Genomic DNA, 22,274 nt, shown 5'->3' on the forward strand with positions numbered 1-22,274 from the left:
GACGGACAGCTGATCACTGGGCCCCTCCCGCGCGTACTAGGGGATCCAAGAGAAAAGAGGGGGGCCGGTGGACCTGCTGGACATCCTGCTGGTGCTGGTGATCCTGGCCTACGCCGGCTCCGGCTACCGGCGTGGCCTGGTGGCCGGCTGTGTGTCGCTGGCCGGTTTCGTGGGCGGTGCGGTGATCGGCGTGTGGGTCCTGCCGTGGCTGATGGACCCGGTGGCTCCGGGAACCACCGCGGCCACCGTGACGGCCGTGCTGACGGTCCTCGTGCCGGCGGCGGTGGGGCACGAGCTGGCGGGGCGGCTGGCGTTGCGGCTGCGCCGGGAGCTGGACCGCGGGCCGCTCCGGGTGGCGGACGGGATCGGCGGCGCGGCCGCCAACGTCGTCGCGGTGCTGATCGTGGCCTGGGTGGCGGCGAGTGTGCTGGGCGCGTCCTCGTCGCCGGTGGTCACCTCGTCGATACGGGACTCCCGGCTGCTGGGGGCCGTGCAGGACGTCATGCCGGACACCACGCCCACCTGGTTCGCCCGGGCCACGTCGGCGCTGACCCAGGCGGGCTTCCCGCAGGTCTTCAACCCCTTCGAGAACGAGTCGACGGCCGAGGTCGCCAAGCCCACCGGCGACAGCGTCACGGCGAGCGCCACCGAGGCGGCCAGGCGCAGCACGGTGAAGATCGAGGGCACCGCGGGCGACCAGGGCCGCGAGGGCAGCGGCTTCGTGTACGCGAACGAGCACGTGATGACCAACGCGCACGTGGTGGCGGGCATCGACAGCCCGACCGTGCGGGTCGGCGGCGTCGGGCCGTCGTACGACGCGCGCGTGGTGCTCTTCGACCCGGACAAGGACGTGGCGGTGCTGTACGTGCCGTACCTGAAGGCGCCGGTGCTGGTCTTCGACGACGAGGCCGCGCGCGGGAACCCGGCGGTGGTGGCCGGCTATCCGCAGGACGGCGACCTGAACCTGCAGGCGGCCACGGTCGCGGGCCGGGTGAAGGCGACCGGCCGCAACATCTACAACGACGAGATCGTCACGCGGGAGATCTACTCGATCCGTTCCACCGTGCGCCCCGGCAACTCCGGCGGCCCGCTGCTGACCACGACCGGCCGGGTCTACGGCGTGGTCTTCGCCCGCTCCACCTCCGACGACGAGACGGGATACGTGCTGACGGCGGCGGAGGTCGCCGGCGACGCCAAGCGCGCGGCCACCGCCACCCGGCCGGTGGACACGGGGCGCCTGACCTCTTCCTGAGCGCCGGTGCGGTCCGGTCCCTGCCGCGGCGGGGACCCGAAGATCCGCCGGAGGGGCACGGAGAAGCCCTACACCGGCCGGCCCATGAAGACGTCGTCCACGTACGCGCCGTCCAGCAGGAACTCCTCGCGGAGGACCCCCTCCACCGTGAACCCCTCGGCCTCGTAGAGCCCCCGCGCCGGGGTGTTGTGGCCGAGGACGCGCAGGGTGATGCGGCGGGCGCCCTGCCGGCGGGTCTCCTCGACGGCGGCGCGGACCAGCGCCCGTCCGACGCCGTGGCCGCGCGCCTCGTCGAGCACGGCGAGGCCCTGGATCTGCCGGACGTGCGCGTTGGCGGCGAGCGGGGTGGGCGGGACGAGACGCACGTATCCGACGACACGGCCGTCCAGTTCGGCGACCAGGAAGTCCCCGGGCGGATGCCGCTCGTCGAAGAAGGAGTCGTACGGCGGCTGCGGCTCGGGCACGACGGCGTGCAGCGGGGACCAGGTCAGCCGGTCGACGAGACCGAGCGCCGCGTCGTCGGCGGGCGACGCGGCGCGTATGCGGGGTACGGACGGCTCGGGCATGGCCGCCACCCTAATCCGGGCGGACGGCGACCCGGCCGGGGTTTTCCGGGGCCGGAGGGCAGGATGGCGGTATGGAACGTAGGCGAATCGCGGTGGCCGGGGCGTCCGGACTGATCGGCAGCGCACTGGCGCGGTCCCTGACCGCGGACGGGCACGAGGTCGTCCGGCTGGTGCGCCGTGCGCCCCGGGGGCCGCTGGAGCTGCGCTGGGACCCCGAGAAGGGGCAGGTGGACGCGGCCGGGCTCGCCGGGTGCGACGCGGTGGTCAACGTGGCGGGCGCGGGGGTCGGCGACCGGCGCTGGAGCGAGGCCTACAAGAAGCGCATCCACGACAGCCGGGTGCACGGCACGGCGGCGCTGGCCAAGGCGGTCGCCTCGCTCGACGAACCGCCGCGGGTGTTCGTCAACGGCAGCGCGATGGGCTTCTACGGCGAGACGGGCGACCGGGTCGTGGACGAGAGCGCGCCGCCCGGCACCGGCTTCCTGCCGGAACTGTGCGTGGAGTGGGAGGCGGCCGCGGGTGCCGCCCAGGAGGCGGGCGTGCGCACGGCGTTCACCCGGACCGGGCTGGTCGTGGCGCGCGGCGGCGGGGCCTGGGGCAAGCTGTTCCCGCTCTTCACGGCCGGGCTCGGCGGGCGGATGGGCGACGGACGCCAGTACTGGTCGTACATCGCGCTGCACGACGAGGTGGCGGCGATCCGGCACCTCCTCGACCGCGACGACCTGTCGGGCCCGTTCAACCTCACCGCGCCCGAGCCGCTGACGAACCGTGAGATCACCGCGGCGATGGGGCGCGTGCTGCACCGGCCGACGCTGTTCGCGGTACCGGCGCCGGTGCTGCGGACGGTGCTCGGCGAAATGGCCGGGGACGTGCTGGGCAGCGCGCGGGTGGTGCCGAAGCGGCTGCTGGAGTCCGGGTTCACCTTCGCGTTCCCCGGGATCGAGGACGCCGTCCGAGCAGCCTGATCCACCACGTGACCGTATGCGACCGGCGTGCGACTGTGCCCTGTTCATGCGCGACTGTTCCTGACCGATCTCAGCCCTACCCTCGACCCGAACTCGGGTATCCCGGACGGCTGTTGGGGGCATGACGTCTCCACCGGCCGCGCAACCTCGAGGAGGGGCACGTGCTTGAGCCCGCGTACCAGGCAGACGTCGTCGTGGTGGGAGCCGGAGTCTCCGGACTCTCCGCCGCGCACCGGCTGACCAGCGCAGGAGTAAGAACCGTCGTCCTGGAGGCCGCCCCTTGCGTGGGCGGCCGCATGGCGACGGAGAAGGTCGACGGGTTCCGGCTCGACCGCATCGGGCAACTGCTGTCCACGGCGTACCCCGAACTGGCCCTGACCCCGGGGCTCGACGCGCTCACATTGCGTCCCTTCGCACCCGGGGTCCTGCTGCACAGCGACGGACGCCATCACCGCGCGGGCGCACAGGCGGGCGCGGGGAGCGCAAGGGGCGCACTCCATGTGGTGCGCGCCCTGGCCGGCACTCCCCGGCCGGGTGCGCTGCCCCGGCCGCGCGCCGGCGGCGCCCCGCCGGCGACCGGGCGGTCGTCCGCCCCGCCCAGGGTCCGGGCCGGCGCGCCGCTCGGCACCGCCGTGGACCAGGCGCGGCTCGGCGCCGCGCTCACCCGGCTCGCGGCGACCCCCGCCGAGCGGCTGCTGCGCCGCCCGGAGCTGCCGGCCGCCCAGGCCCTCGCCGCCCGCGGGCTGCCCGCCCGCACGGTGGACGGCTTCGTGCGCCCGCTGCTCGCCGCGCTGCTGTGCGACCCGGACCTCACCACCTCCAGCCGGTGCGCGGACCTCGCGCTGCGCGCCTTCGCGGCCGGCCGGCTGGCCCTGCCGGAGGGCGGGGCCGAGGCGCTGCCGGAGCTGCTCGCGCGGACCCTGCCACCGGGCTCCGTGCGCACCGGGGTGCGGGTCACCTCCGTCTCCACGACCTCGGTGACCACCGCGGGGCACGGCGAGTTCCGCTGCCGCGCGGTCCTCGTCGCCACCGACGCGCGCAGCGCGGCACAGCTCCTGCCCGGGCTGCGGGTCCCCGACTTCCACCCGGTGACGGTCGTCCACCACACGACGGACGAGCCGCCCGAAACCGGCGCCTCGCTGCTCCTGGACGCCGACCGCGGCGGGCCGGTCGCGCACACGGCGGTGGTCAGCCGGGTCGACCCGAGCCGCGCGCCCGCGGGCCGCACGCTGATCTCGTCCACCGTCCTCGGCACGCCCCCGCCGGACGTCGACACCGCCGTCCGCACGCACCTGTCCCGGCTGTACGGCGTCTCCACCGCGCGCTGGGAGACGCTGGCCGTGCATCACACCGCCGAGGCGGTGCCCGCGATGCGCGCGCCGCACGATCTGCGGCGCCCGGTGCGGCTGCTGGCGGGCCTGTACGTGTGCGGCGACCACCGGGACACCAGCACCGTGCAGGGAGCACTGCACTCGGCGCACCGGGCGGCGTCCGCGATCGTCTCCGACCTGCACGCCGCCGCTTCCCTGCCCCTGACCGCCCGCCACCCGACACCCCCCGAGGAGCAGGCAGCAGCATGACCGCCGGCCGGGGGCCCCTCCGGGGCCTCCACCCCCGGTACCCCCGGCCTCCCGACCTCCGCCTTTCTCTGCCCCCGATACCCCGGCGAGGCCGGGCATTCCAGCCCGTCCGGCGCTTGAGGACGAGGCCCGTCCAGGGCCGACACGGGGGTCCGGGGACGGAGCCCCCGGGGGAGGTCAGCCCAGCGTCGCCACCTTGTCGCGGTAGGTGCGGGCCGGGGTCGCGTCCTTGTACGGCTCCAGCCGGCGTTCGAAATCCCTGACGTACTCCAGGGCCCGGACCGACCGCATCTCCGCCGCCTGCCCCGCTGCCTCCGCGGCCAGCTGGCAGGCCTGGTCGAGTTCGCCGAGGCCGAGGCGGGCGGAGGCGAGGACGAGACGGCAGAACAGGCGGCTGCGGGCGTGGGCGGCCGGACGCAACTGCAGGGAGCGTTCGGCGTGCTGCGCGGCCGCCCGGAACTGCTGCAGGTCACGGTGGCAGTGCCCGAACTCGTCGGCCAGCTGCGCCTCGTCGAAGAAGCGCGCCCAGTACGGCGTCTCGTCACCGGACTTGGCCGCCTCCAGCGCGCGCTCGGCGCGGACGAGGGCCGCGGTGGAGGCGCGCACCTCGCCGAGCACGGCGTGCCCGCGCGCCTCCGCCGCGTGCAGCAGCGCCTGCACGACGGGCGGGGCGCCCGTGCCGACGCCCTGCTGGGCCACCCGCGCGAGCTGCACCGCCTCCCGGCCGTGGCCGAGGTAGACGGCCTGGCGGCTCATGGTGACGAGGACGAAGGAGCCGTAGGCGCGGTCCCCGGCCACCTGGGAGAGCCGCAGGGCCTGCACGAAGTAGCGCTGGGCCAGGCCGTGCGCGGCGATGTCGAAGGAGGTCCAGCCGGCGAGGCGGGTCAGGTCGGCGGCCGCGCCGAAGAGGCGCCGGCCGGTCTGCTCGCCGTACGTGCCGCGCAGCATGGGCTCGCACTCGTGCTCCAGGTAGCGCACGAGGGCCTGCCGGGCGTGGCCGCCGCCGTACCGGTCGTCGAGGGAGCGGAACAGCTCGCCGACCGAGCGCAGCGCGGAGATGTCGCCGCCGGTGACCCGCTGGCCGGGGCCGCGCTCGGCGCCCTGCCCGCGCCGGCGCGGCATGCCGGACGGTCCAAACGGTCCGGGCGACGGGGTCTGCGGCGACGACAGCGGTGACGCGAGCGACGCCGGGAGCGGCGGCGAGAGGTTCGAGGAGAGCTGCGGGGAGAGCTGCTGCGGCACGGCGGGCCGCGCGGCCGGGCGGCCCTGGACGGGCACCCGGGCGGGCGGCTCGCCGCGGGCGACCTTCTCGTCGGCCCGGCCGATGAGCCAGTCACGGCTCGGCACGACGAGCCCCGCCGGCGTGAAGGCGATCTTGCGCAGCTCGGCATGGCTGCCGGAGTCCTTGCGCCACAGCCCCCCGACGATGTCGACGGCCTCCTCGGGCGTGCCGGCGAACTCCAGGCCCGCGTAGACGGGGGCGCAGGCGTCCAGGCCGAGATCCTGGGCGCTCAGGCGGCGGCCCAGACGCCGGGTGAAGACCTCGGCGATCAGGGCGGGGGTGGTGCCGCGGGGCTGCTGCCCGCGCAGCCACCGGGTGACGGACGTCTTGTCGTATCTCAGGTCCAGCCCGTGTTCGAGGCCGAGCTGATCGACGCGGCGGGCCAGTCCCGCGTTGGAGAATCCCGCTTCTGCGATGAGCGCGGCGAGCTGTCGGTTGGGCGTGCGCTGCGCGGGTCGTTCCGTCATCTGCGGTGCGGTCTCCTGCCTTCCGGGCCTCCGACGTGCCCGGATGAAGTGCGCTGATGGGTGTGATCAGCCCTTTTGGCCTCGCGAACGGCGCGAATGTAGCGGAGCGTAAGCAGGCGATCGCACGTCTCGACGTTCATTCATCCGATCGTGTGAGGATTGGCCGTGCGGCTGACGCGTGGCGCGCGGTCGTACAGTGGCTCGGGCGCGTCACGCGCCTGACGACTTTCAGGGAGGCGCTTGCCGTGAGCGAGTTGCGGTTCGTCCGGATGGGGTTCGGCGGGGACGCCGTCGAGTACCAGGAGGCGTGGGACGAGCAGCGCCGCGTGCACGCGGCGCGCTTCACCGACGAGGTCCCGGACACCGTCCTGCTCCTGGAGCACCCCGCCGTCTACACGGCCGGCCGGCGCACGGCCGACGCCGAGCGCCCCCTGGACGGCACCCCGGTCGTCGACGTGGACCGCGGCGGCAAGATCACCTGGCACGGCCCGGGCCAGCTGGTGGGCTACCCCATCCTGAAGCTGCCGCGTCCGGTGGACGTCGTCGCGCACGTACGCCGCCTGGAGGACGCGCTGATCCGCGTCTGCGCCGAGTTCGGCCTGGAGACCACCCGGGTCGAGGGTCGCAGCGGGGTGTGGGTGCTGGGCGACCCGGTGGAGCGGCGCCCGCCGCTCGGCGGGCTTTCGCTGGACTTCGACCCCCGGCTCACCGACGAGGAGTTCGACCCCCGGCTGAACGGCCCGGAGTACGCCCCGTCCAACGCCGGCCAGCGGCGCGAGGACCGGAAGATCGCGGCCATCGGCATCCGGGTCGCCAAGGGCGTCACCATGCACGGCTTCGCGCTCAACGTGAACCCGGACAACAAGTGGTTCGACCGGATCATCCCGTGCGGCATCCGGGACGCGGGCGTCGCCTCGCTCGCCGGCGAACTGGGCCGGGACGTGACGATCGAGGAGGTGCTGCCCGTCGTGGAGCGGCATCTGAGGGACGTCCTGGAGAACGCCGAGCTGAAACCGCGCGAGATCGAGAAGGCGACCGCCTGACCCCGCAGGGCCCGACAGGGCTCGAAAAGCACGGGCGTACCCTGGTGTGCGCCGAAGAATCGAAAGTCTACCCAGACAGGCAGGGAGCCGACGTGTCCGCAGTCGCACCCGACGGACGCAAGATGCTGCGCCTGGAGGTCCGTAACAGCCAGACCCCCATCGAGCGCAAGCCCGAGTGGATCAAGACCCGGGCGAAAATGGGTCCCGAATACACGAAGATGCAGAACCTCGTGAAGAGCGAGGGCCTGCACACCGTGTGCCAGGAAGCCGGTTGTCCCAACATCTACGAGTGCTGGGAGGACCGCGAGGCCACCTTCCTCATCGGCGGCGACCAGTGCACCCGGCGCTGCGACTTCTGCCAGATCGACACCGGCAAGCCCGAGGCGCTGGACCGCGACGAGCCGCGGCGCGTGGGCGAGTCCGTCGTCACCATGGACCTGAACTACGCCACCATCACCGGCGTCGCGCGCGACGACCTGGCGGACGGCGGGGCGTGGCTCTACGCCGAGACCGTCCGGCAGATCCACCTGCAGACGGCCGGCCGGGAGGCGGGCCGCACCAAGGTCGAGCTGCTGGCCCCCGACTTCAACGCCGTCCCGGAGCAGCTCGCGGAGGTCTTCTCCGCGCGGCCCGAGGTCTTCGCGCACAACGTCGAGACCGTCCCGCGGATCTTCAAGCGGATCCGGCCGGGCTTCCGTTACGAGCGGTCGCTGGGCGTCATCACGGCGGCCCGCGACAACGGGCTGGTCACCAAGTCGAACCTGATCCTCGGCATGGGCGAGACCCGCGAGGAGGTGAGCGAGGCGCTGCGGCAGCTGCACGACGCGGGCTGCGAGCTGGTCACCATCACCCAGTACCTGCGGCCCTCGGTGCGCCACCACCCCGTCGAGCGCTGGGTCAAGCCGCACGAGTTCGTGGAGCTGAAGGAGGAGGCCGACCAGATCGGCTTCTCCGGCGTGATGTCGGGTCCGCTGGTACGGTCCTCCTACCGTGCCGGGCGCCTCTATCAGATGGCCGTCGAGAAGCGCGGTTCCTTCGTCGCCGGCCAGGCGGTCTGACGCGACGTCACCTCTCTTGCGCCGTACGGGCGCAAGCCGAGTGTGTGAATTCGCGCACAAGCACCTACTCGCCAGTAGTGACCGATTCGACGCGGCCCCGGCCGTCCTCGCAGATGAGGGCGTACGCCGGGGCCGCGTCAGCGTTTCGGCCCCCCGCACCGAGGCTTCATTCGCGTTTGACCGGCCGGTCACGCCCTGGTAACACCAATCAGTGACGCTGGTATCACACCACGTAGACCCGAGACGTAAACCCGAGCCCGAACCGTCCGAGGGGGAACTCCCACCATGCAGGCCGCGCCCGTTAGCGCCACCGCCATCCCGTCCTTCACCACCGCCCTGCGCGCCGTCGAGTCGCTGCTCATGAGCAGCGGACAGCGCACCGCCCGCCGCAACGCCTGGACCTCCGTGCTCGAGGACCGCCGTCGCGCCAAGGACCGCGTCGAGGCGCAGCGCATCCTCGACACCGTCACCTCCGTCCGCCCCTGAGCTCCTGCCCGCAGCTCCTCCGCCCACACCCGCCTCCTGCCGTCGTAGGCGCTCGTGGGGGCACGTAGACTTCGTGACATGGCGAGAAGTGACAGCGCGGCGGACGCCGCTAACCCCGGGCGACTGAAGCAGATCGCCCTGACGTACAAGATGACCCGCAAGGCCGACAAGACGATCGGCCTGGTGCTCGCGGGCGTCTTCCTCCTCACCTTCGGCGTCTTTCTCGCGATCGGCTTCCTGCTCGGTCACCCGGTCTACCTGGGCATCCTGGGCTTCCTGCTCGCCTTCCTGGCGACGGCGATCGTGTTCGGACGCCGGGCCGAGCGGGCCGCCTTCGGTCAGATGGAGGGCCAGCCGGGCGCCGCCGCGGCCGTCCTCGACAACATCGGCCGGGGCTGGACGACCACTCCCGCCGTCGCGATGAACCGCAGCCAGGACGTGGTGCACCGGGCCGTCGGCAAGGCCGGCATCGTCCTGGTCGCCGAGGGCAACCCGAACCGGGTGAAGAGCCTCCTGGCCGCCGAGAAGAAGAAGATGAACCGCATCGTCGCGGACGTCCCCGTGCACGACGTGATCGTCGGCGCCGGCGAGGGCCAGGTGGAGCTGAAGAAGCTGCGCACCACCCTGCTGAAGTACCCCCGGGTGCTGGCCGGCCCCCAGGTCACCGCCACCAACGACCGGCTGCGCGCGATGGGCGACCTGATGAGCAACATGCCGCTGCCGAAGGGCCCGATGCCCAAGGGCATGCGGCTGCCGAAGGGCGGCGGCGGCAAGGCCCGCTGAGCCGCCGGCCTCCGTCCCCCGTCATGCCGAACGTCACGAAGGGGGCGTCCGGCCCCCGCTGTCACCGTAGCGTGGGCCGGACGCCCCCTTCGTCGTCCCTCCACGGCCAGGCGCATCGGACGGCCCGCCACCCCGGGAGGACCATGCGCACGGGACGGCCGGGCGCACGGGACGGCCGGGGGTGGCGGGACGGCCGGGGTGGCGGGACGGCCAGGCGCACGGGGCGGCCGGGCGCACGGGACGGCCGGGGAAGGACGCGACGTTCAGACGCGCACTTCGACCGTGCGGGCCAGCCGGTCGTGCAGACCGCGGCCGTCGCGGTCCCAGATCAGCGCCGGAACGGCCAGGCAGAGCAGAACCGTGCGCGCCACCGAGCGCAGCGGGCTGACGGCGCCGGTGTCGGCGGAGACCACACGCAGACCGAAGAGGCGCTTGCCCGGGGTGAAACCGACCGTGCCGACGGTCAGGGCACTCATGACGAAGAAGACCAGCAGCGCCCAGTTGCCCGTGGCGGGCCGATAGCCGTCCGTGATCAAGCTGTATGCGATCAGGACGCTGAGCCCCCAGTCCAGGGCCAGCGCGCCGAGACGCCGGCCCGGACGGGCGATCGAGCCCGGGCCCTCCTCCGGCAGACCGAGCTGCTCGCCCCGGTATCCGAAGTCGGCACCGGCGTCCTCCATGGCCGAGCGGGGTCCGGAGAGCCACGATCCGAGTGCTTGCCTGTTGTCCACGCGTCCACGGTACTGCCCGCGTTTCGTGATGCGGACAGGTGGGGTGGACCGGGCGCCGTCCGGTTAACTTGTGCGAAACAAATGGGTCACGCCCGAGAAATCACCCGTCCCTAGGGTCGACGACAGCGTGTGCCACCGCACTGGCAGCACGAACGAACTACCACCCCGGCTCGACGGCCGGGAGTAGGAGGAGCTGGATGTTCCAGAACGCCGACGAGGCCAAGAAGTTCATCGCGGACGAGGACGTCAAGTTCGTCGACGTCCGCTTCTGCGACCTGCCGGGCGTCATGCAGCACTTCACGCTGCCCGTCGAGGCGTTCGACCCGGACGAGGAGCTCGCCTTCGACGGCTCGTCGATCCGCGGGTTCCAGGCCATCCACGAGTCCGACATGGCGCTGCGCGCCGACCTGTCGACGTCGCGCGTGGACCCCTTCCGCCGCGACAAGACGCTGAACATCAACTTCTTCATCCACGACCCGATCACGGGCGAGCAGTACTCCCGTGACCCGCGCAACGTGGCGAAGAAGGCCGAGGCGTACCTGGCGTCGACCGGTATCGCCGACACCGCGTACTTCGGTCCCGAGGCCGAGTTCTACGTCTTCGACAGCGTGCGCTTCAAGACCTCGGAGAACGAGTCCTTCTACCACATCGACTCCGAGGCCGGCGCCTGGAACACCGGTGCGCTCGAGGACAACCGCGGTTACAAGGTCCGCTACAAGGGCGGCTACTTCCCGACCCCGCCGGTCGACCACTTCGCCGACCTGCGTGCGGAGATCTCCCTGGAGCTGGCCGCGTCCGGCCTCCAGGTCGAGCGCCAGCACCACGAGGTGGGCACCGCCGGGCAGGCGGAGATCAACTACAAGTTCAACACGCTGCTCGCCGCGGCCGACGACCTCCAGCTCTTCAAGTACATCGTGAAGAACGTCGCCTGGCGCAACGGCAAGACCGCGACCTTCATGCCGAAGCCGATCTTCGGCGACAACGGCTCGGGCATGCACGTCCACCAGTCGCTGTGGAGCGGCGGCTCCCCGCTGTTCTACGACGAGACCGGCTACGCGGGTCTGTCGGACATGGCCCGCTACTACATCGGCGGCATCCTCAAGCACGCGCCGTCGCTGCTGGCCTTCACCAACCCGACGGTGAACTCCTACCACCGTCTGGTGCCGGGCTTCGAGGCCCCGGTCAACCTGGTGTACTCGCAGCGCAACCGCTCCGCGGCCATGCGTATCCCGATCACGGGCTCCAACCCGAAGGCCAAGCGCGTCGAGTTCCGCGCCCCGGACTCCTCCGGCAACCCGTACCTGGCGTTCTCCGCGCTGCTGCTCGCGGGCCTGGACGGCATCAAGAACAAGATCGAGCCGGCCGAGCCGATCGACAAGGACCTCTACGAGCTCGCGCCCGAGGAGCACGCGGGCGTCGCCCAGGTCCCGACCTCGCTCCCGGCCGTCCTCGACCGCCTCGAGTCGGACCACGAGTTCCTGCTCGCCGGCGACGTCTTCACGTCCGACCTGATCGAGACGTGGATCGACTACAAGCGCACGAACGAGATCGCCCCGCTTCAGCTGCGCCCGCACCCGCACGAGTTCGAGCTGTACTTCGACGTGTGATATCGCCCCAGGTCAGAGCGGGTTTCCGCTCCCCTGGGCCGGGCGTGGGCCGTCGGCCGTGTTCTTCCTCGCCGGAAGGGCACGGCCGACGGCCTGTTTGCTGCCCGGCCGGCGAGGAACGGGACGCCCTGGCGCTCATAGACACGGTGGGAAACCAACAGGGCTCCTGTGCCTGCGAGTCGAGACGTCGAACGCCTCACTCAACGGCACAGGAGCCTTGACTCAGCCGAGGGAGGTCAACCCTCAGCGCTGCGGGCAAATTTATGCATTGTCGTAATATGCATAGCAGGTGTATGCCGCACCTTGGGTGTGATGGGCGTAGGAAGTCTTGCCCTTCGCCACCCAGCCACTTGAATGGTCGATGTTGATGACCCTGACCGTCGACTTGTGCTTCACGTCCGCGATGTAGTTGGAGTAGCACTTCCTCCCGGTTCCAGCCGACGTGACCTCCTGCCCATAGCACCACCTGCCATGAGTCACGTCCTTGCAGGTATTCTCATTCAGCGCGGCCGGACCTTTCAGCTGCACGGCCGAATCGTTGATTTCCAGCTTTACGACGCCCCACTCGGAGGGGTTACCCAGTTCCGCCGGCGGGCTGACGCCGTCACCCCTCTTGTGGACGACGGGCTGCCCAATCACGAGGCCATCGCTGGCCTCTGCCACGGTAGCGGTACCGGTTCCGCCCTGCGGGGCATTAGCCGCTGCCGGGGTGGCAAGAGCGGAGACCGCAAGCACGGCGCCCGAAATGCCGAAAAATATCGACTTCCCAAAGCTCTTCATTTTTCCCCCATTTCCACCCCCGCCATCGAGGGCCAGAAAAGATCTTCAACGAGGACGCTGCGAAGGTCAAGGACTGGCCGATTTACAGCCCCGGAACGGCCTGAAATCGTTTGCCGGGCACTGGTATTCACGGGCGGGCCATCACACCGAGTACTCATCCTCCACCGGCATCACACGATCTCCATGCAACGGACGTGCGACCGGCCCCGGCCCGTCGGACGGCCCTGCCCCGTCGGACGGGCCGACTGCGACGCCCCCGTTTTCCGGTTTTTCCGCGCGGGGGCTTCGTCGTATATTTTCTGACACTGCTGTTCGACGGGGGGAGTTGCCGGCATGCCCGAACAGGACGACGGCGAGCGCGAGTTCGACCTCAGATGGGCGGACGCCGCGACGCACAAGGAGCCCTCGGCGCGGGCCCGGATGCTGGCCGCCCGGTGGAGGGAGAACCCCCCGGAGCCGGTGCCGTTCCGCGCCGACCCCGGCCCGGCGGCGCGGAGCCGCTCGTCCTGGCTGTCGACGGCGCTCGTGCTGGGATGCGTGATCGGCGTGATCCTGCTGCTGGGGTACGTCCGCTTCCAGGCCCCGTACTAAAGGGGCGGCGGGGAATGTCGGAGGGCATCCGGGGCGGGACAGCCGCGGCGGCGCTGCTCGCGGCGGGCACGCCGGTGCGGGACGCGGTGGCGGTGGCCGATCCCCGGGCCTGGCTCGCGCTGGGCGGGTCGGCGCCGGGTGGCCCGCGCATGTGCGGTCCGCCGCGTTCCGCCTGCTCGTCCGGCGCGGCGGGGACCTGGGCCGCGGCGCTCTGCTCGCCCTGCGCGACGATCCGGACATCGCGCTGCGCAGGCGGGCCGCGCAGGTTGCGGACCTCTGAGACGTACACAGGGAGGCTTTGCTCCGCCTGGGGCCGTTACGGGGCCGTTCATGGGGGTGGGGCGGTGCACACTGGCAGTGGGACGAGTGCCTGACTGCGGGGTGATGCAGATGCGGAGCCGTTTCCGGAGCGATCGGCGGCTGACCGTGCGGATGACGGTCACGTTGTTCCTGCTCGGACTGTTGTACGTGGCGTTCGTCGCCGCGTTGATCGTGTTGCTGAAGTCCTGGGTGCTGGTCGTGGTCGTGGCGGCGGGGATGCTCGGCGCGCAGTACTGGTTCTCCGACCGGGTCGCCCTGTTCGCGATGCGCGGGCGGGTCATGGAGCGCGAGGAGTATCCCGAGCTGCACGCCGTGGTCGACCGGCTGTGCGCGATCGCCGATCTGCCCAAACCGGTGGTGGCCGTCTCCGAACTGGGCATGCCGAACGCGTTCGCGACGGGACGCAGTCCCGACCACGCGGTGGTGTGCGTGACGACGGGCCTGCTGCGGCGGCTGGAGCCGGCCGAGCTGGAGGGCGTCCTCGCGCACGAGCTGTCCCATGTGGCGCACAAGGACGTGGCCGTGATCACCGTCGCGTCGTTCCTCGGTGTGATCGCCGGGCTGATCGTGCGGTTCGCGTTCTACTCGCAGGTGTTCGGCGGAGGGCGCAGGGACCAGAACACCGCCGCCGTCTTCGCCGCGGTGATGGGCGTCTCGGCGGCCGTGTACGCGCTCAGCTTCCTCATGATCCGGGCCCTGTCGCGGTACCGGGAGCTGGCGGCGGACCGGGCCGCTGCGCAGCTGACCGGACGTCCCTCGGCGCTCGCCTCCGCCCTGACGAAGGTCTCCGGCGACATCGCCCGGATCCCCACGAAGGACCTGCGCACGGCCCAGGCGTTCAACGCCTTCTACTTCACCCCGGCGCTGGGCGCCGAGCCCGGTGCGGCACGGCTGTTCTCCACCCACCCGAGCCTGGAGCAGCGGCTCGACCAGCTGGGGCGGATCTCCGCGGAGCTGGGCGAGGCGGCCACCCCCGGAAGGGCGGGCTGAGGGGCATGGGGTTGCTGGACATCCTGCTCGGCCGGACGAAGCCGGTCGCGCCCGACCTCGACCAGCTGTTCGCGCTGCCGTCGGCGGCGGTGACGCTGGAGGCGGCGGCCGGGTTCACCCCGACCGGGCAGGGCGCCGTGTGTTTCGCGACCGTCGAGGGTCCGGCCTTCGAGCAGACGCACCGGGAGGTGCAGGCGCTCCTCGACGCCGACACCGAGCGCACCGGTCCTCCGGTGCGGCTTCTGCGGGACGACTACGGCTACTCCTGGCTGGTCTCCGAGCGCGCCCCCGACCAGCTTGCGCAGCTGGTCAACGATCTGCACGCGGTGAACAGCGCGATGGAGGTCAACGGCTTCGGGCCCCAACTGCTCTGCTCCCTCGCCGGGTTCGAGAAGGCGGCGGAAGCGGCGACGGGGCCTCGGACGGCGGACGGGCAGCGGCTGGCGCTGGTGTACCTGTACAAGAGGGGCGCCTACTACCCGTTCGCGCCGCTGCCCGGCACGGGGCAGCGGCGCGACAACGCACTGGAGTTGCAGGTGAAGGCCGCCCTCGCGAACGACCTGCGGATCGAGCAGGACCTGAGCCGCTGGTTCCCGGTGTGGGGAGCCCCCGGCCTGTAGGGCCCGGCCCGGCGGGCCCGGCCCTACAGCGCTCTACTTGCCGCTCTCGTCACGGCGGTGCCGCAGGGGACGCTCGCGGCGGTAGCGGCGCTCCCACTTGGCCTGCAGGTCGCGGCGCTCGCGGTACGCCTTGTACGAGGTGGGCGCGGCCGCCGGGGCCGGACCGGGCGCGGGCGGCGAGCTCGGCTCGGCCGCTCCCAGCCCGTACCGCACGTACAGGAAGAGCACGGCGACGGCGACGAGCCAGTAGAGCGGGTGGCCGAATCCCAGGACCACCAGGACGACGGTCCCGGAGAGAACGACGGTGCCCATGGCGTGCCTCCTTCCTGGGCAGGAATGTGACTCAGTGTGGCGATGGGGGTGGGGTGGCGTCCCCAGAGTACGAAATCCGTCACTCCGCGTGCATCTCATTTTCTGCGGCGGGGGAGACGGACATGAGCGGTTCCGTTCCCGGGTGTGTTCACGCCGGCCGGGCGGCGGGGGTGGCAGCGGCCGGTTCTCGGTCGTGTCGGCCCGTTGTCAGTGGTGTCGGGGAGGATGCGGGCAGGGACGGGTGGCGCACGGGACTGGCGCACGCGACGAGTCCCCGGGACGGCGGTTCACGGGGGGATGGAGGCCGGGATGGGCGACGGGCTGCGGCACATCGACGTGGCGGAGCGGCGGGCCAGGCTGGCCCTGCGGCACCGGCTGGCCCCCGGGGCTCGGGTCACGACGCCGGAGGCGGTGGCCGACGCCCTGGTCGCCCTGCACGGCACGGACCCGGCGACGGTGTATCTGGCGGTGGGCGCCCGTCTGGCCGACCCGGCGGAGACGGTGACGCAGACCGACCGCGCGCTGTACGCCGACCGCACCCTCGTGCGCATGCACGGCATGCGGCACACGGTCTTCGTCTTCCCCACGGCGTCGACGGCCGTCGTGCACGCCTCGACCGGCGTCGTGGTCGCCGCGCGGGAGCGGGCCGCACTGCTGAAGGACATGGCGAAGGCCGGCGCCCCCGACGCGGCCTGGCTGAAGGAGGTCGAGGAGTCGGCGCTGGCCGCCCTGGCCCGTCTCGGACAGGCCACGTCGGGCGAGCTGGCCGCCGAGGAGCCGCGCCTGCGGGAGCGGTTCGTGTACGCGGCGGGCAAGCCCTACGAGGGCCTGCACAGCGTGGGGACACGGTTGTTGAAGGTGCTGGGGGTGGAGGGGAAGGTGGTCAGGGGGCGCCCGCTGGGGTCGTGGACGTCGAACCAGTTCCGCTGGGCCCTCGCTCCCCGGCATCCCGAACTGCCCGTGGCCGGGGCCCAGTCGGACCTGCTGCGGCACTGGCTCGCCGCGTGCGGCCCTGCCACGGAGGCCGACCTGAAGTGGTGGACGGGCTGGCGGGTGACGGAGGTGCGCCGTGCCCTGACGGCGATCGGCGCGCAGGCGGTGACGCTGGACGAGGGGACGGGGTACGTCCTCGGCGACGACGTGGAGCCGGTGCCCGGGCCGGCGGAACCGTGGGCGGCCCTGCTGCCCGGCCTCGATCCGACGGCGATGGGCTGGCAGGGCAGGGACTGGTATCTCGCCCCGGAGCTGCGCCCCGCCCTGTTCGACTACAGCGGGAACGTGGGGCCGACGGTGTGGTGGGACGGCCGGGTGGTGGGCGCGTGGGCGCAGCGGGCCGACGGGGAGATCGTGTGGCGGATCCTGGACCCGCGGGGTGTGGGGAGCGAGGCCGAGGCGGCGATCGCCTCGCGGGCGGCGGCGCTGGGGTCATGGCTGGGTCCGACCCGGGTGACGCCGAGGTTCCGGACGCCGCTGGAGAAGGAGTTGGTGAGCTGACCCGCGCGCCGGCCTCGCCGGCCGGGCAGGGGTCTCACCCGCCGGCCGGTGCGACGGCCTGCACACCGGCCGACGCGCACCGGCCGGCGTACCGACGCGGCGGCACCGGCCGGCGTACCGGGTGCGGCAGCGCCGGGCGTCGTCTCGTGTGACGGCGCCCGGCGCCCGCCTCACCGGCTGTACCGCAACAGCGCCCGCACCATGTGGCAGGTCGTGTCCGACGGCGGATGCAGTCCGATCAGCTCCGCCGTGCTGCGGATCCGCTCGTTGCGGGCCTGGTTCGGCATATACACGCCCAGGTCGAGCAGGGCGATGGCGAGGCGCATGGCCTTGAGGCGACGGTTGTGCATGACGTACCACTCGCGCGGCCGCCCGGGCGGCAACGCCCGCTTCAGCACCGGCCCGTAGGGCAGGTCGAGCTGGACGGCGCGCTTCGCGGTGGACTGGGTCGGCAACGGCTTCGGCTTCAGTGCGGCAGCGGGCACAGGCATCCTCCTGTCGCGGTCAGGGCTCCATCCGGAATTTCCGGCGAACCCTCGAACACTGCTTACAGTTTACCGCCTGGTACTGACATCGCGCAGTCCCGAACGGGTCGTCAAAAGTCCAGGTGAGTAAGGGTTTAAGGGCCGTGTCACAGCAGATTCGGGTGGGGCGGGCGAGGCGGCGATAAAATCGAACAGATCCGGTGCCGGGCGGACCGGACGAACGGCGGCGCGACGACGCCGGCCGCTCGCGTCCACCGGCGGATTCCGGGCTACCGTGACCGGCATGGAAATCTGGATCAACCCCGCCTGCTCCAAGTGCCGCAGCGCCCTCACCCTGCTCGACGCCGAGGGCGCCGACTACACCGTCCGCCGCTACCTGGAGGACGTCCCGACCGAGGACGAGATCAGGGCGGTGCTCGACCGTCTCGGCCTGGAGCCGTGGGACATCACCCGCACCCAGGAGGCCGCGGCCAAGGAGCTCGGGCTGAAGGACTGGGCACGGGACGCCGACACCCGAGGACGCTGGATCACGGCCCTCGCCGAGCACCCGGGGCTCATCCAGCGTCCGATCATCACCGCTGACGACGGCACCGCCCTGGTGGCCCGCACCGACGAGGCCGTCCGGGACGCGCTGTCCCGGTAGCGGCGGCAACGTGTGACGCACGCCACTCGGACTGACTCCTGTGACATCTGAGCAACCTCGTTCGGTATCTCGTACATAGCGGCGTACGCTCCCCTACCTCTCAGGAGGCGCGCATGTCGCGCAGGAGAACTGTCGGCACGAAGAAGAAGATCGCGCTGCTCGTCAGCGCGGCGGCGGTCGCGGGCGGCGGTGCCTTCGCCATGGCGAACACCTCGAACGCCGCCCAGACCCCGCAGAACGCGACACCGCTGTCCGCCGCGAACTCGACGGTGTGCCAGGGCCTCGCCACCGCGCTCGGCAACAACCAGAAGTTCATCGACGGCCAGCGGGCCGCCCCGGACGCCCAGTCCCAGGCCCGCATCGCCAACCGCGAGGCCGTCATCACGCAGATCAAGGTGCAGCAGAAGGCGTCCGGGTGCGCCGTCGGGGAGTCGGCTCAGGACTCCCAGACGGGCGGCACCCAGACCGGAGGAGCTCAGCCCGGAGGAGCCCAGACCGGCGGAGCCGACACCGGCGGCGCCCAGGCGGCCCAGCCCTCGCAGGCGGCCTCCGCGCCGGCGGGCAACGCCCAGAACAACGGCAGCGCGGGAAACGGCGCCGCCTCCGGTCAGCAGGTCTGCAACGGCTCCACGGTCACCCTCTCCGGTGAGGGCGGCGCCCCGGCCGCGTCGAGCAACCAGTTCCCGGCGGGGACCAAGCTGAAGGTCACCAACCTGGACAACAACAAGTCCACCACGGTCGAGGTGACCTCGGTCTCCGGCAGTTGCGCACTGCTCAACAACGCGGCCTTCGAACTCGTCCGTGAACCGGGCAAGTTCCTGATCCGCCGGGCCGTGATCGAGAAGGTGGGGTGAGGCTCAGCCGCCGAGGAACCCGGTGAGACGGCGGCCCGTCCCAAAAGGCGCGGCAGGCGGCAGCGCGTGGTGGGAGACGTCCGGCAGGACGATCGTCCCCAGTTCGCGCACCGTCTCGCCCGCCCGGGCCGCCAGGGTGTGCGCGTCATGGGTCCTGCTGTTCGCGGCCACGAGCAGCAGGACCGGCGCACGCAGTTCCCGCAGCGCCTCGGGCGACGGGCGGGGGCCGGTCACCGGCCGCCCCGCCGGGAAACCGGCGGCCGCCTCCTGGAGCCGCAGCCAGTCCGGGTCCAGCGCCGCTCCCCCGGTCTCCCACCGCAGGAAGGCGCGCACCCGGCGCGGGGTGGGCCGCACGAGCATCGGCAGGGCGCGCAGCAGGTACGCCGCCTCGTACCCGGCGAAGCACTGGGTCGGGTCGAGGAGGAACAGGCGGCGTACCCGTGCGGGGGCGCGCAGTGCCAGGCGCAGGGCGACCCACCCGCCGTAGGAGTGCCCGCCGACGTCGGCCCGCTCGATTCCCAGGCCCGCCAGCACCGCGTCCAGCCAGTCGTCGAGGTCGGCGGCGGTCCGCATCCCGCTCGCCTCGGTCCGACCCGCCGCACCCGCCAGGTCGACGGCGTACACCCGTCGCACCCGCGCGAGTTCGGCGGCCTGGGCGTACCAGGACGCGGAGGTCGCGCCCCCGCCGCCGGGCAGAAGCAGCAGCGGGGGCGCGTCGCGCGGGCCGCAGACGTTGACGTACGCCGTGCCGAACGGGGTGGGGACCCGGACGGCCTCGCGGCCGGCCGGCCACTTGGCCGTCACCTGGTCGTAGGCGGCCTGGAAAGCACCGTCGTCGTACCCGCTCATGAAGCCTCCCTGATCACGAAGTACGGCCACTCATGAAGCCCCCCGATCAGGAGGTACGCCGTCCATGAAGGTTGCCCGATCGCGAAGTCTCCCGCTCGTGAAGTCCGTCCGCCGTGAAGTACCGCCGTTCTCAGCGCCGTTCACGAGTCTCCGTGGATGCCCTCCCCGGGACCGTCCACTCCCGTCGCATACGAGACGCCGCCCGGCCGGGACGGCTGCTCCCACCGGCGGCGACGGCGGGCCGGGACGGCGCCTCACCGCGTGAGTCGCGCCACAGAACCACCAGGTAACACGGGGTTCACATTCGAGCAATGACCGGGAAATCGCCTGTTGACAAGCTTCCGGGCAAACAGGCGGCGCCCCAGTGCCGCAGCGCCGCAGCACCCGCGAAGTGCGTCAGACACACCCCCGAAGGAAGTGGCCCGTGACCTTCAAGGCTGAGTACATCTGGATCGACGGCACCCAGCCGACGGCGAAGCTCCGTTCCAAGACGAAGATCATCGCGGGCGAGCCCGCCGGTCTCGACGCGCTGGGAATCTGGGGCTTCGACGGGTCCTCCACGAACCAGGCCGAGGGCCACTCCTCGGACCGTGTCCTCAAGCCGGTCTTCACCTGCCCCGACCCGATCCGCGGCGGCGACGACGTCCTCGTCCTGTGCGAGGTCCTGAACATCGACATGACGCCGCACGAGTCCAACACCCGTGCCGCGCTCGTCGAGGTCGCCGAGAAGTTCGGCGCGCAGGAGCCGATCTTCGGCATCGAGCAGGAGTACACGTTCTTCCAGGACGGCTACCCGCTCGGCTTCCCCAAGGGCGGCTTCCCGGCCCCGCAGGGCGGTTACTACTGCGGCGTCGGCGCGGACGAGATCTTCGGCCGTGAGGTCGTCGAGGCTCACCTGGACAACTGCCTCGCCGCCGGTCTCGCGATCTCCGGCATCAACGCCGAGGTCATGCCCGGCCAGTGGGAGTTCCAGGTCGGCCCGGTGTCCCCGCTGGAGGTCTCCGACCACCTGTGGGTGGCCCGCTGGCTGCTCTACCGCACCGCCGAGGACTTCGGCATCTCCGCCACCCTCGACCCCAAGCCGGTCAAGGGCGACTGGAACGGCGCCGGCGCGCACACCAACTTCTCCACCAAGGCGATGCGCGAGGGCTACGACGCGATCATCACCGCGTGCGAGTCGCTCGGTGAGGGCTCCAAGCCGCTGGACCACGTCAAGAACTACGGCGCCGGCATCGACGACCGTCTGACGGGCCTGCACGAGACCGCCCCGTGGAACGAGTACTCCTACGGCGTCTCCAACCGCGGCGCGTCGGTCCGCATCCCGTGGCAGGTCGAGAAGGACGGCAAGGGCTACATCGAGGACCGCCGTCCGAACGCCAACGTCGACCCGTACCTGGTGACCCGCCTGATCGTGGACACCTGCTGCTCGGCGCTGGAGAAGGCCGGCCAGGTCTGATCCCCGCGACGCGACTCCCGTAGGACGCGACTCGCGTACGACGCAACTCCCGTAAGGGGCGCCCGCCGACTCGGCGGGCGCCCCTTCGCGTGTCCCGCACCGCCCGGGGAGCCGGCCGAGTCGGAGTTCACACCGGGTACGCGTCCACGCTGTGAGAGGACCCTCCTGTTTCGGGCGGGTGTCTGCTTCAATGGGCCCATGGCCACCTTCCAGAAGCACACCGCGACGGGTCGCCATGACCTCGAGCCCTTCTGGCCCTCCCGTCAGCACCACGACTTCGACCGGGTGTGTTGCCGCGCGACGAACGCGCCGGCCCTCTAAAGCCGTACACCCCGGCCTTCGGCCAGCGCGCACGACGTACGTCCCTTCCGACGAACTCCTCGCGCGAAAGAGCTGACCTCTCATGGCGACCACTCGTTCCCTCTCCGCCGCTCCCTCCCTCGCCTCCCCCGCCGCCGCGCCCGCCAACGGCACCGCCCGGCACCGGCTGCGCGCCGTCGACCGGGACGAGGTGGTGGACGTCGCGGACTTCCTGCCGCCGGGCGCCACCTGGCTGCCCGCCCCGCAGCACACGCTGCCCAGCCTGCCCGGCCGTCCGCCCATGATCGGCTACCTGGTGCTCGTCCCGGCCGACCAGCAGCCGCCGTTCCTGCCGGTGGCCGTGCCGGACCGGGCCCACACCGACGGCGGCACGGCCGGCGAACCGCTCGTGCGCGTCGACCCCGTGCAGCGCACCGCCGCGGTCGACGGGCAGCGACTCGACCTCACCTACCTGGAGTTCGAGCTGCTCGCCCACCTCGTCGCCCACCCGAACCGGGTGCACACGCGCGACCAGCTCGTCACCACGGTGTGGGGCTACGGCCACGTGGGCGACGGCCGCACGGTCGACGTCCACATCGCCCGGCTGCGCCGCAAGCTGGGCGCGCGGTACCGCCAGTCGATCCAGACGGTGCGCCGCGTCGGCTACAAGTACACCCCGCCGACCGCCCGTTGATCCTTTTCCTCTGCCGACGGCAGAGCGCGGTTCCGTTCCGGACGGGCACCGGGCACAGTCACCGG

General features: G+C 72.1%; 25 protein-coding genes. 18 read left to right on the forward strand and 7 right to left on the reverse strand.

Annotated elements, in window-relative coordinates:
* Positions 1-67: 67 nt before the first annotated feature.
* Complete coding sequence (locus tag QF032_RS11720; RefSeq protein WP_307042131.1) at positions 68-1,252, forward strand: MarP family serine protease; 1,185 nt, start codon at positions 68-70, stop codon at positions 1,250-1,252.
* Positions 1,253-1,320: 68 nt separating this feature from the next.
* On the opposite strand, the gene QF032_RS11725 is transcribed toward QF032_RS11720, so the two are convergent.
* A complete protein-coding gene (locus QF032_RS11725; RefSeq protein WP_307055953.1) occupies positions 1,321-1,818 on the reverse strand; it encodes a GNAT family N-acetyltransferase in 498 nt (165 codons plus the stop codon).
* Between the two features lie 71 nt (positions 1,819-1,889).
* On the opposite strand from QF032_RS11725, the gene QF032_RS11730 reads away from it, so the two are divergent.
* Together QF032_RS11730 and QF032_RS11735 are read left to right on the forward strand one after the other, a co-directional pair.
* Complete coding sequence (locus QF032_RS11730; protein ID WP_307042135.1) at positions 1,890-2,783, forward strand: TIGR01777 family oxidoreductase; 894 nt, start codon at positions 1,890-1,892, stop codon at positions 2,781-2,783.
* Between the two features lie 161 nt (positions 2,784-2,944).
* Complete coding sequence (locus QF032_RS11735; protein ID WP_307055954.1) at positions 2,945-4,363, forward strand: NAD(P)/FAD-dependent oxidoreductase; 1,419 nt, start codon at positions 2,945-2,947, stop codon at positions 4,361-4,363.
* A gap of 177 nt (positions 4,364-4,540) precedes the next feature.
* Here the strand turns inward: QF032_RS11735 and QF032_RS11740 are convergent, their stop codons facing one another.
* Complete coding sequence (locus QF032_RS11740; protein WP_307042139.1) at positions 4,541-6,112, reverse strand: regulator; 1,572 nt, start codon at positions 6,110-6,112, stop codon at positions 4,541-4,543.
* 245 nt (positions 6,113-6,357) lie between these two features.
* Between QF032_RS11740 and lipB the strand changes: the two genes are divergently transcribed.
* From lipB to QF032_RS11760, 4 genes are all read left to right on the forward strand, one after another.
* Complete coding sequence (gene lipB, locus QF032_RS11745; protein ID WP_307042140.1) at positions 6,358-7,155, forward strand: lipoyl(octanoyl) transferase LipB; 798 nt, start codon at positions 6,358-6,360, stop codon at positions 7,153-7,155.
* A gap of 92 nt (positions 7,156-7,247) precedes the next feature.
* On the forward strand, positions 7,248-8,213 hold the full coding sequence (gene lipA, locus QF032_RS11750) for a lipoyl synthase (RefSeq protein WP_306952975.1): 966 nt from the start codon (positions 7,248-7,250) through the stop codon (positions 8,211-8,213).
* Between the two features lie 285 nt (positions 8,214-8,498).
* Positions 8,499-8,699, forward strand: coding sequence for an SCO2195 family GlnR-regulated protein (locus QF032_RS11755; RefSeq protein ID WP_307042142.1), 201 nt, complete (start codon positions 8,499-8,501; stop codon positions 8,697-8,699).
* Between the two features lie 78 nt (positions 8,700-8,777).
* Positions 8,778-9,482: a DUF4191 domain-containing protein gene (locus QF032_RS11760; protein WP_306952972.1), complete on the forward strand. Its 705-nt coding sequence runs from the start codon at positions 8,778-8,780 to the stop codon at positions 9,480-9,482.
* A 263-nt stretch (positions 9,483-9,745) separates the two neighbouring features.
* Here the strand turns inward: QF032_RS11760 and QF032_RS11765 are convergent, their stop codons facing one another.
* The gene (locus QF032_RS11765; protein ID WP_306952970.1) at positions 9,746-10,213 is read right to left on the reverse strand and encodes an RDD family protein; all 468 of its coding nucleotides are present in this window, start codon (positions 10,211-10,213) and stop codon (positions 9,746-9,748) included.
* A 197-nt stretch (positions 10,214-10,410) separates the two neighbouring features.
* On the opposite strand from QF032_RS11765, the gene glnA reads away from it, so the two are divergent.
* Positions 10,411-11,820: a type I glutamate--ammonia ligase gene (glnA, locus tag QF032_RS11770; RefSeq protein ID WP_057583343.1), complete on the forward strand. Its 1,410-nt coding sequence runs from the start codon at positions 10,411-10,413 to the stop codon at positions 11,818-11,820.
* 261 nt (positions 11,821-12,081) lie between these two features.
* Here the strand turns inward: glnA and QF032_RS11775 are convergent, their stop codons facing one another.
* Complete coding sequence (locus QF032_RS11775; protein WP_307042146.1) at positions 12,082-12,600, reverse strand: lactococcin 972 family bacteriocin; 519 nt, start codon at positions 12,598-12,600, stop codon at positions 12,082-12,084.
* A gap of 333 nt (positions 12,601-12,933) precedes the next feature.
* Between QF032_RS11775 and QF032_RS11780 the strand changes: the two genes are divergently transcribed.
* The 4 genes from QF032_RS11780 to pspAB all read left to right on the forward strand — a co-directional run bounded on the left by QF032_RS11780 (position 12,934) and on the right by pspAB (position 15,122).
* Positions 12,934-13,191: an SCO2583/SCO2584 N-terminal domain-containing protein gene (locus QF032_RS11780; protein WP_307055955.1), complete on the forward strand. Its 258-nt coding sequence runs from the start codon at positions 12,934-12,936 to the stop codon at positions 13,189-13,191.
* 151 nt (positions 13,192-13,342) lie between these two features.
* The gene (locus QF032_RS11785) at positions 13,343-13,471 is read left to right on the forward strand and encodes a hypothetical protein (RefSeq protein ID WP_307042150.1); all 129 of its coding nucleotides are present in this window, start codon (positions 13,343-13,345) and stop codon (positions 13,469-13,471) included.
* A 110-nt stretch (positions 13,472-13,581) separates the two neighbouring features.
* A complete protein-coding gene (gene htpX / locus QF032_RS11790) occupies positions 13,582-14,502 on the forward strand; it encodes a zinc metalloprotease HtpX (protein ID WP_307055956.1) in 921 nt (306 codons plus the stop codon).
* 5 nt (positions 14,503-14,507) lie between these two features.
* Positions 14,508-15,122 (forward strand): PspA-associated protein PspAB, encoded by a 615-nt coding sequence (gene pspAB, locus QF032_RS11795; RefSeq protein WP_307042152.1) that lies wholly within the window; start codon positions 14,508-14,510, stop codon positions 15,120-15,122.
* Positions 15,123-15,155: 33 nt separating this feature from the next.
* Here the strand turns inward: pspAB and QF032_RS11800 are convergent, their stop codons facing one another.
* Complete coding sequence (locus QF032_RS11800; RefSeq protein WP_307042154.1) at positions 15,156-15,434, reverse strand: hypothetical protein; 279 nt, start codon at positions 15,432-15,434, stop codon at positions 15,156-15,158.
* Positions 15,435-15,743: 309 nt separating this feature from the next.
* Between QF032_RS11800 and QF032_RS11805 the strand changes: the two genes are divergently transcribed.
* A complete protein-coding gene (locus tag QF032_RS11805; protein ID WP_307042156.1) occupies positions 15,744-16,928 on the forward strand; it encodes a winged helix DNA-binding domain-containing protein in 1,185 nt (394 codons plus the stop codon).
* 170 nt (positions 16,929-17,098) lie between these two features.
* Here QF032_RS11805 and QF032_RS11810 read toward each other — a convergent pair whose 3' ends face one another.
* Positions 17,099-17,413: a hypothetical protein gene (locus tag QF032_RS11810; RefSeq protein WP_107444359.1), complete on the reverse strand. Its 315-nt coding sequence runs from the start codon at positions 17,411-17,413 to the stop codon at positions 17,099-17,101.
* A gap of 283 nt (positions 17,414-17,696) precedes the next feature.
* Here QF032_RS11810 and QF032_RS11815 point away from each other — a divergent pair, with 283 nt between their 5' ends.
* Both QF032_RS11815 and QF032_RS11820 read left to right on the forward strand, forming a co-directional pair.
* A complete protein-coding gene (locus tag QF032_RS11815; RefSeq protein ID WP_307042158.1) occupies positions 17,697-18,056 on the forward strand; it encodes an arsenate reductase family protein in 360 nt (119 codons plus the stop codon).
* A 113-nt stretch (positions 18,057-18,169) separates the two neighbouring features.
* Entirely contained in the window at positions 18,170-18,910 is a 741-nt protein-coding gene (locus tag QF032_RS11820; protein ID WP_307055957.1) for a hypothetical protein, read from the forward strand.
* Between the two features lie 3 nt (positions 18,911-18,913).
* Here the strand turns inward: QF032_RS11820 and QF032_RS11825 are convergent, their stop codons facing one another.
* Positions 18,914-19,759, reverse strand: coding sequence for an alpha/beta fold hydrolase (locus tag QF032_RS11825; protein WP_307055958.1), 846 nt, complete (start codon positions 19,757-19,759; stop codon positions 18,914-18,916).
* Between the two features lie 424 nt (positions 19,760-20,183).
* On the opposite strand from QF032_RS11825, the gene glnII reads away from it, so the two are divergent.
* The 3 genes from glnII (at position 20,184) to QF032_RS11840 (ending at position 22,209) form a co-directional block, all read left to right on the forward strand.
* Positions 20,184-21,215 (forward strand): glutamine synthetase, encoded by a 1,032-nt coding sequence (gene glnII, locus QF032_RS11830; RefSeq protein WP_107444356.1) that lies wholly within the window; start codon positions 20,184-20,186, stop codon positions 21,213-21,215.
* Positions 21,216-21,413: 198 nt separating this feature from the next.
* On the forward strand, positions 21,414-21,536 hold the full coding sequence (locus tag QF032_RS11835) for a hypothetical protein (protein WP_266728206.1): 123 nt from the start codon (positions 21,414-21,416) through the stop codon (positions 21,534-21,536).
* An 82-nt stretch (positions 21,537-21,618) separates the two neighbouring features.
* Positions 21,619-22,209 carry a winged helix-turn-helix domain-containing protein gene (locus QF032_RS11840; RefSeq protein WP_307042166.1) on the forward strand — a complete coding sequence of 197 codons (591 nt, stop codon included), beginning with the start codon at positions 21,619-21,621 and terminating at the stop codon, positions 22,207-22,209.
* Positions 22,210-22,274 lie beyond the last annotated feature (65 nt).

Source organism: Streptomyces achromogenes, assembly GCF_030816715.1.
In the GTDB taxonomy this organism is placed as follows: domain Bacteria; phylum Actinomycetota; class Actinomycetes; order Streptomycetales; family Streptomycetaceae; genus Streptomyces; species Streptomyces achromogenes_A.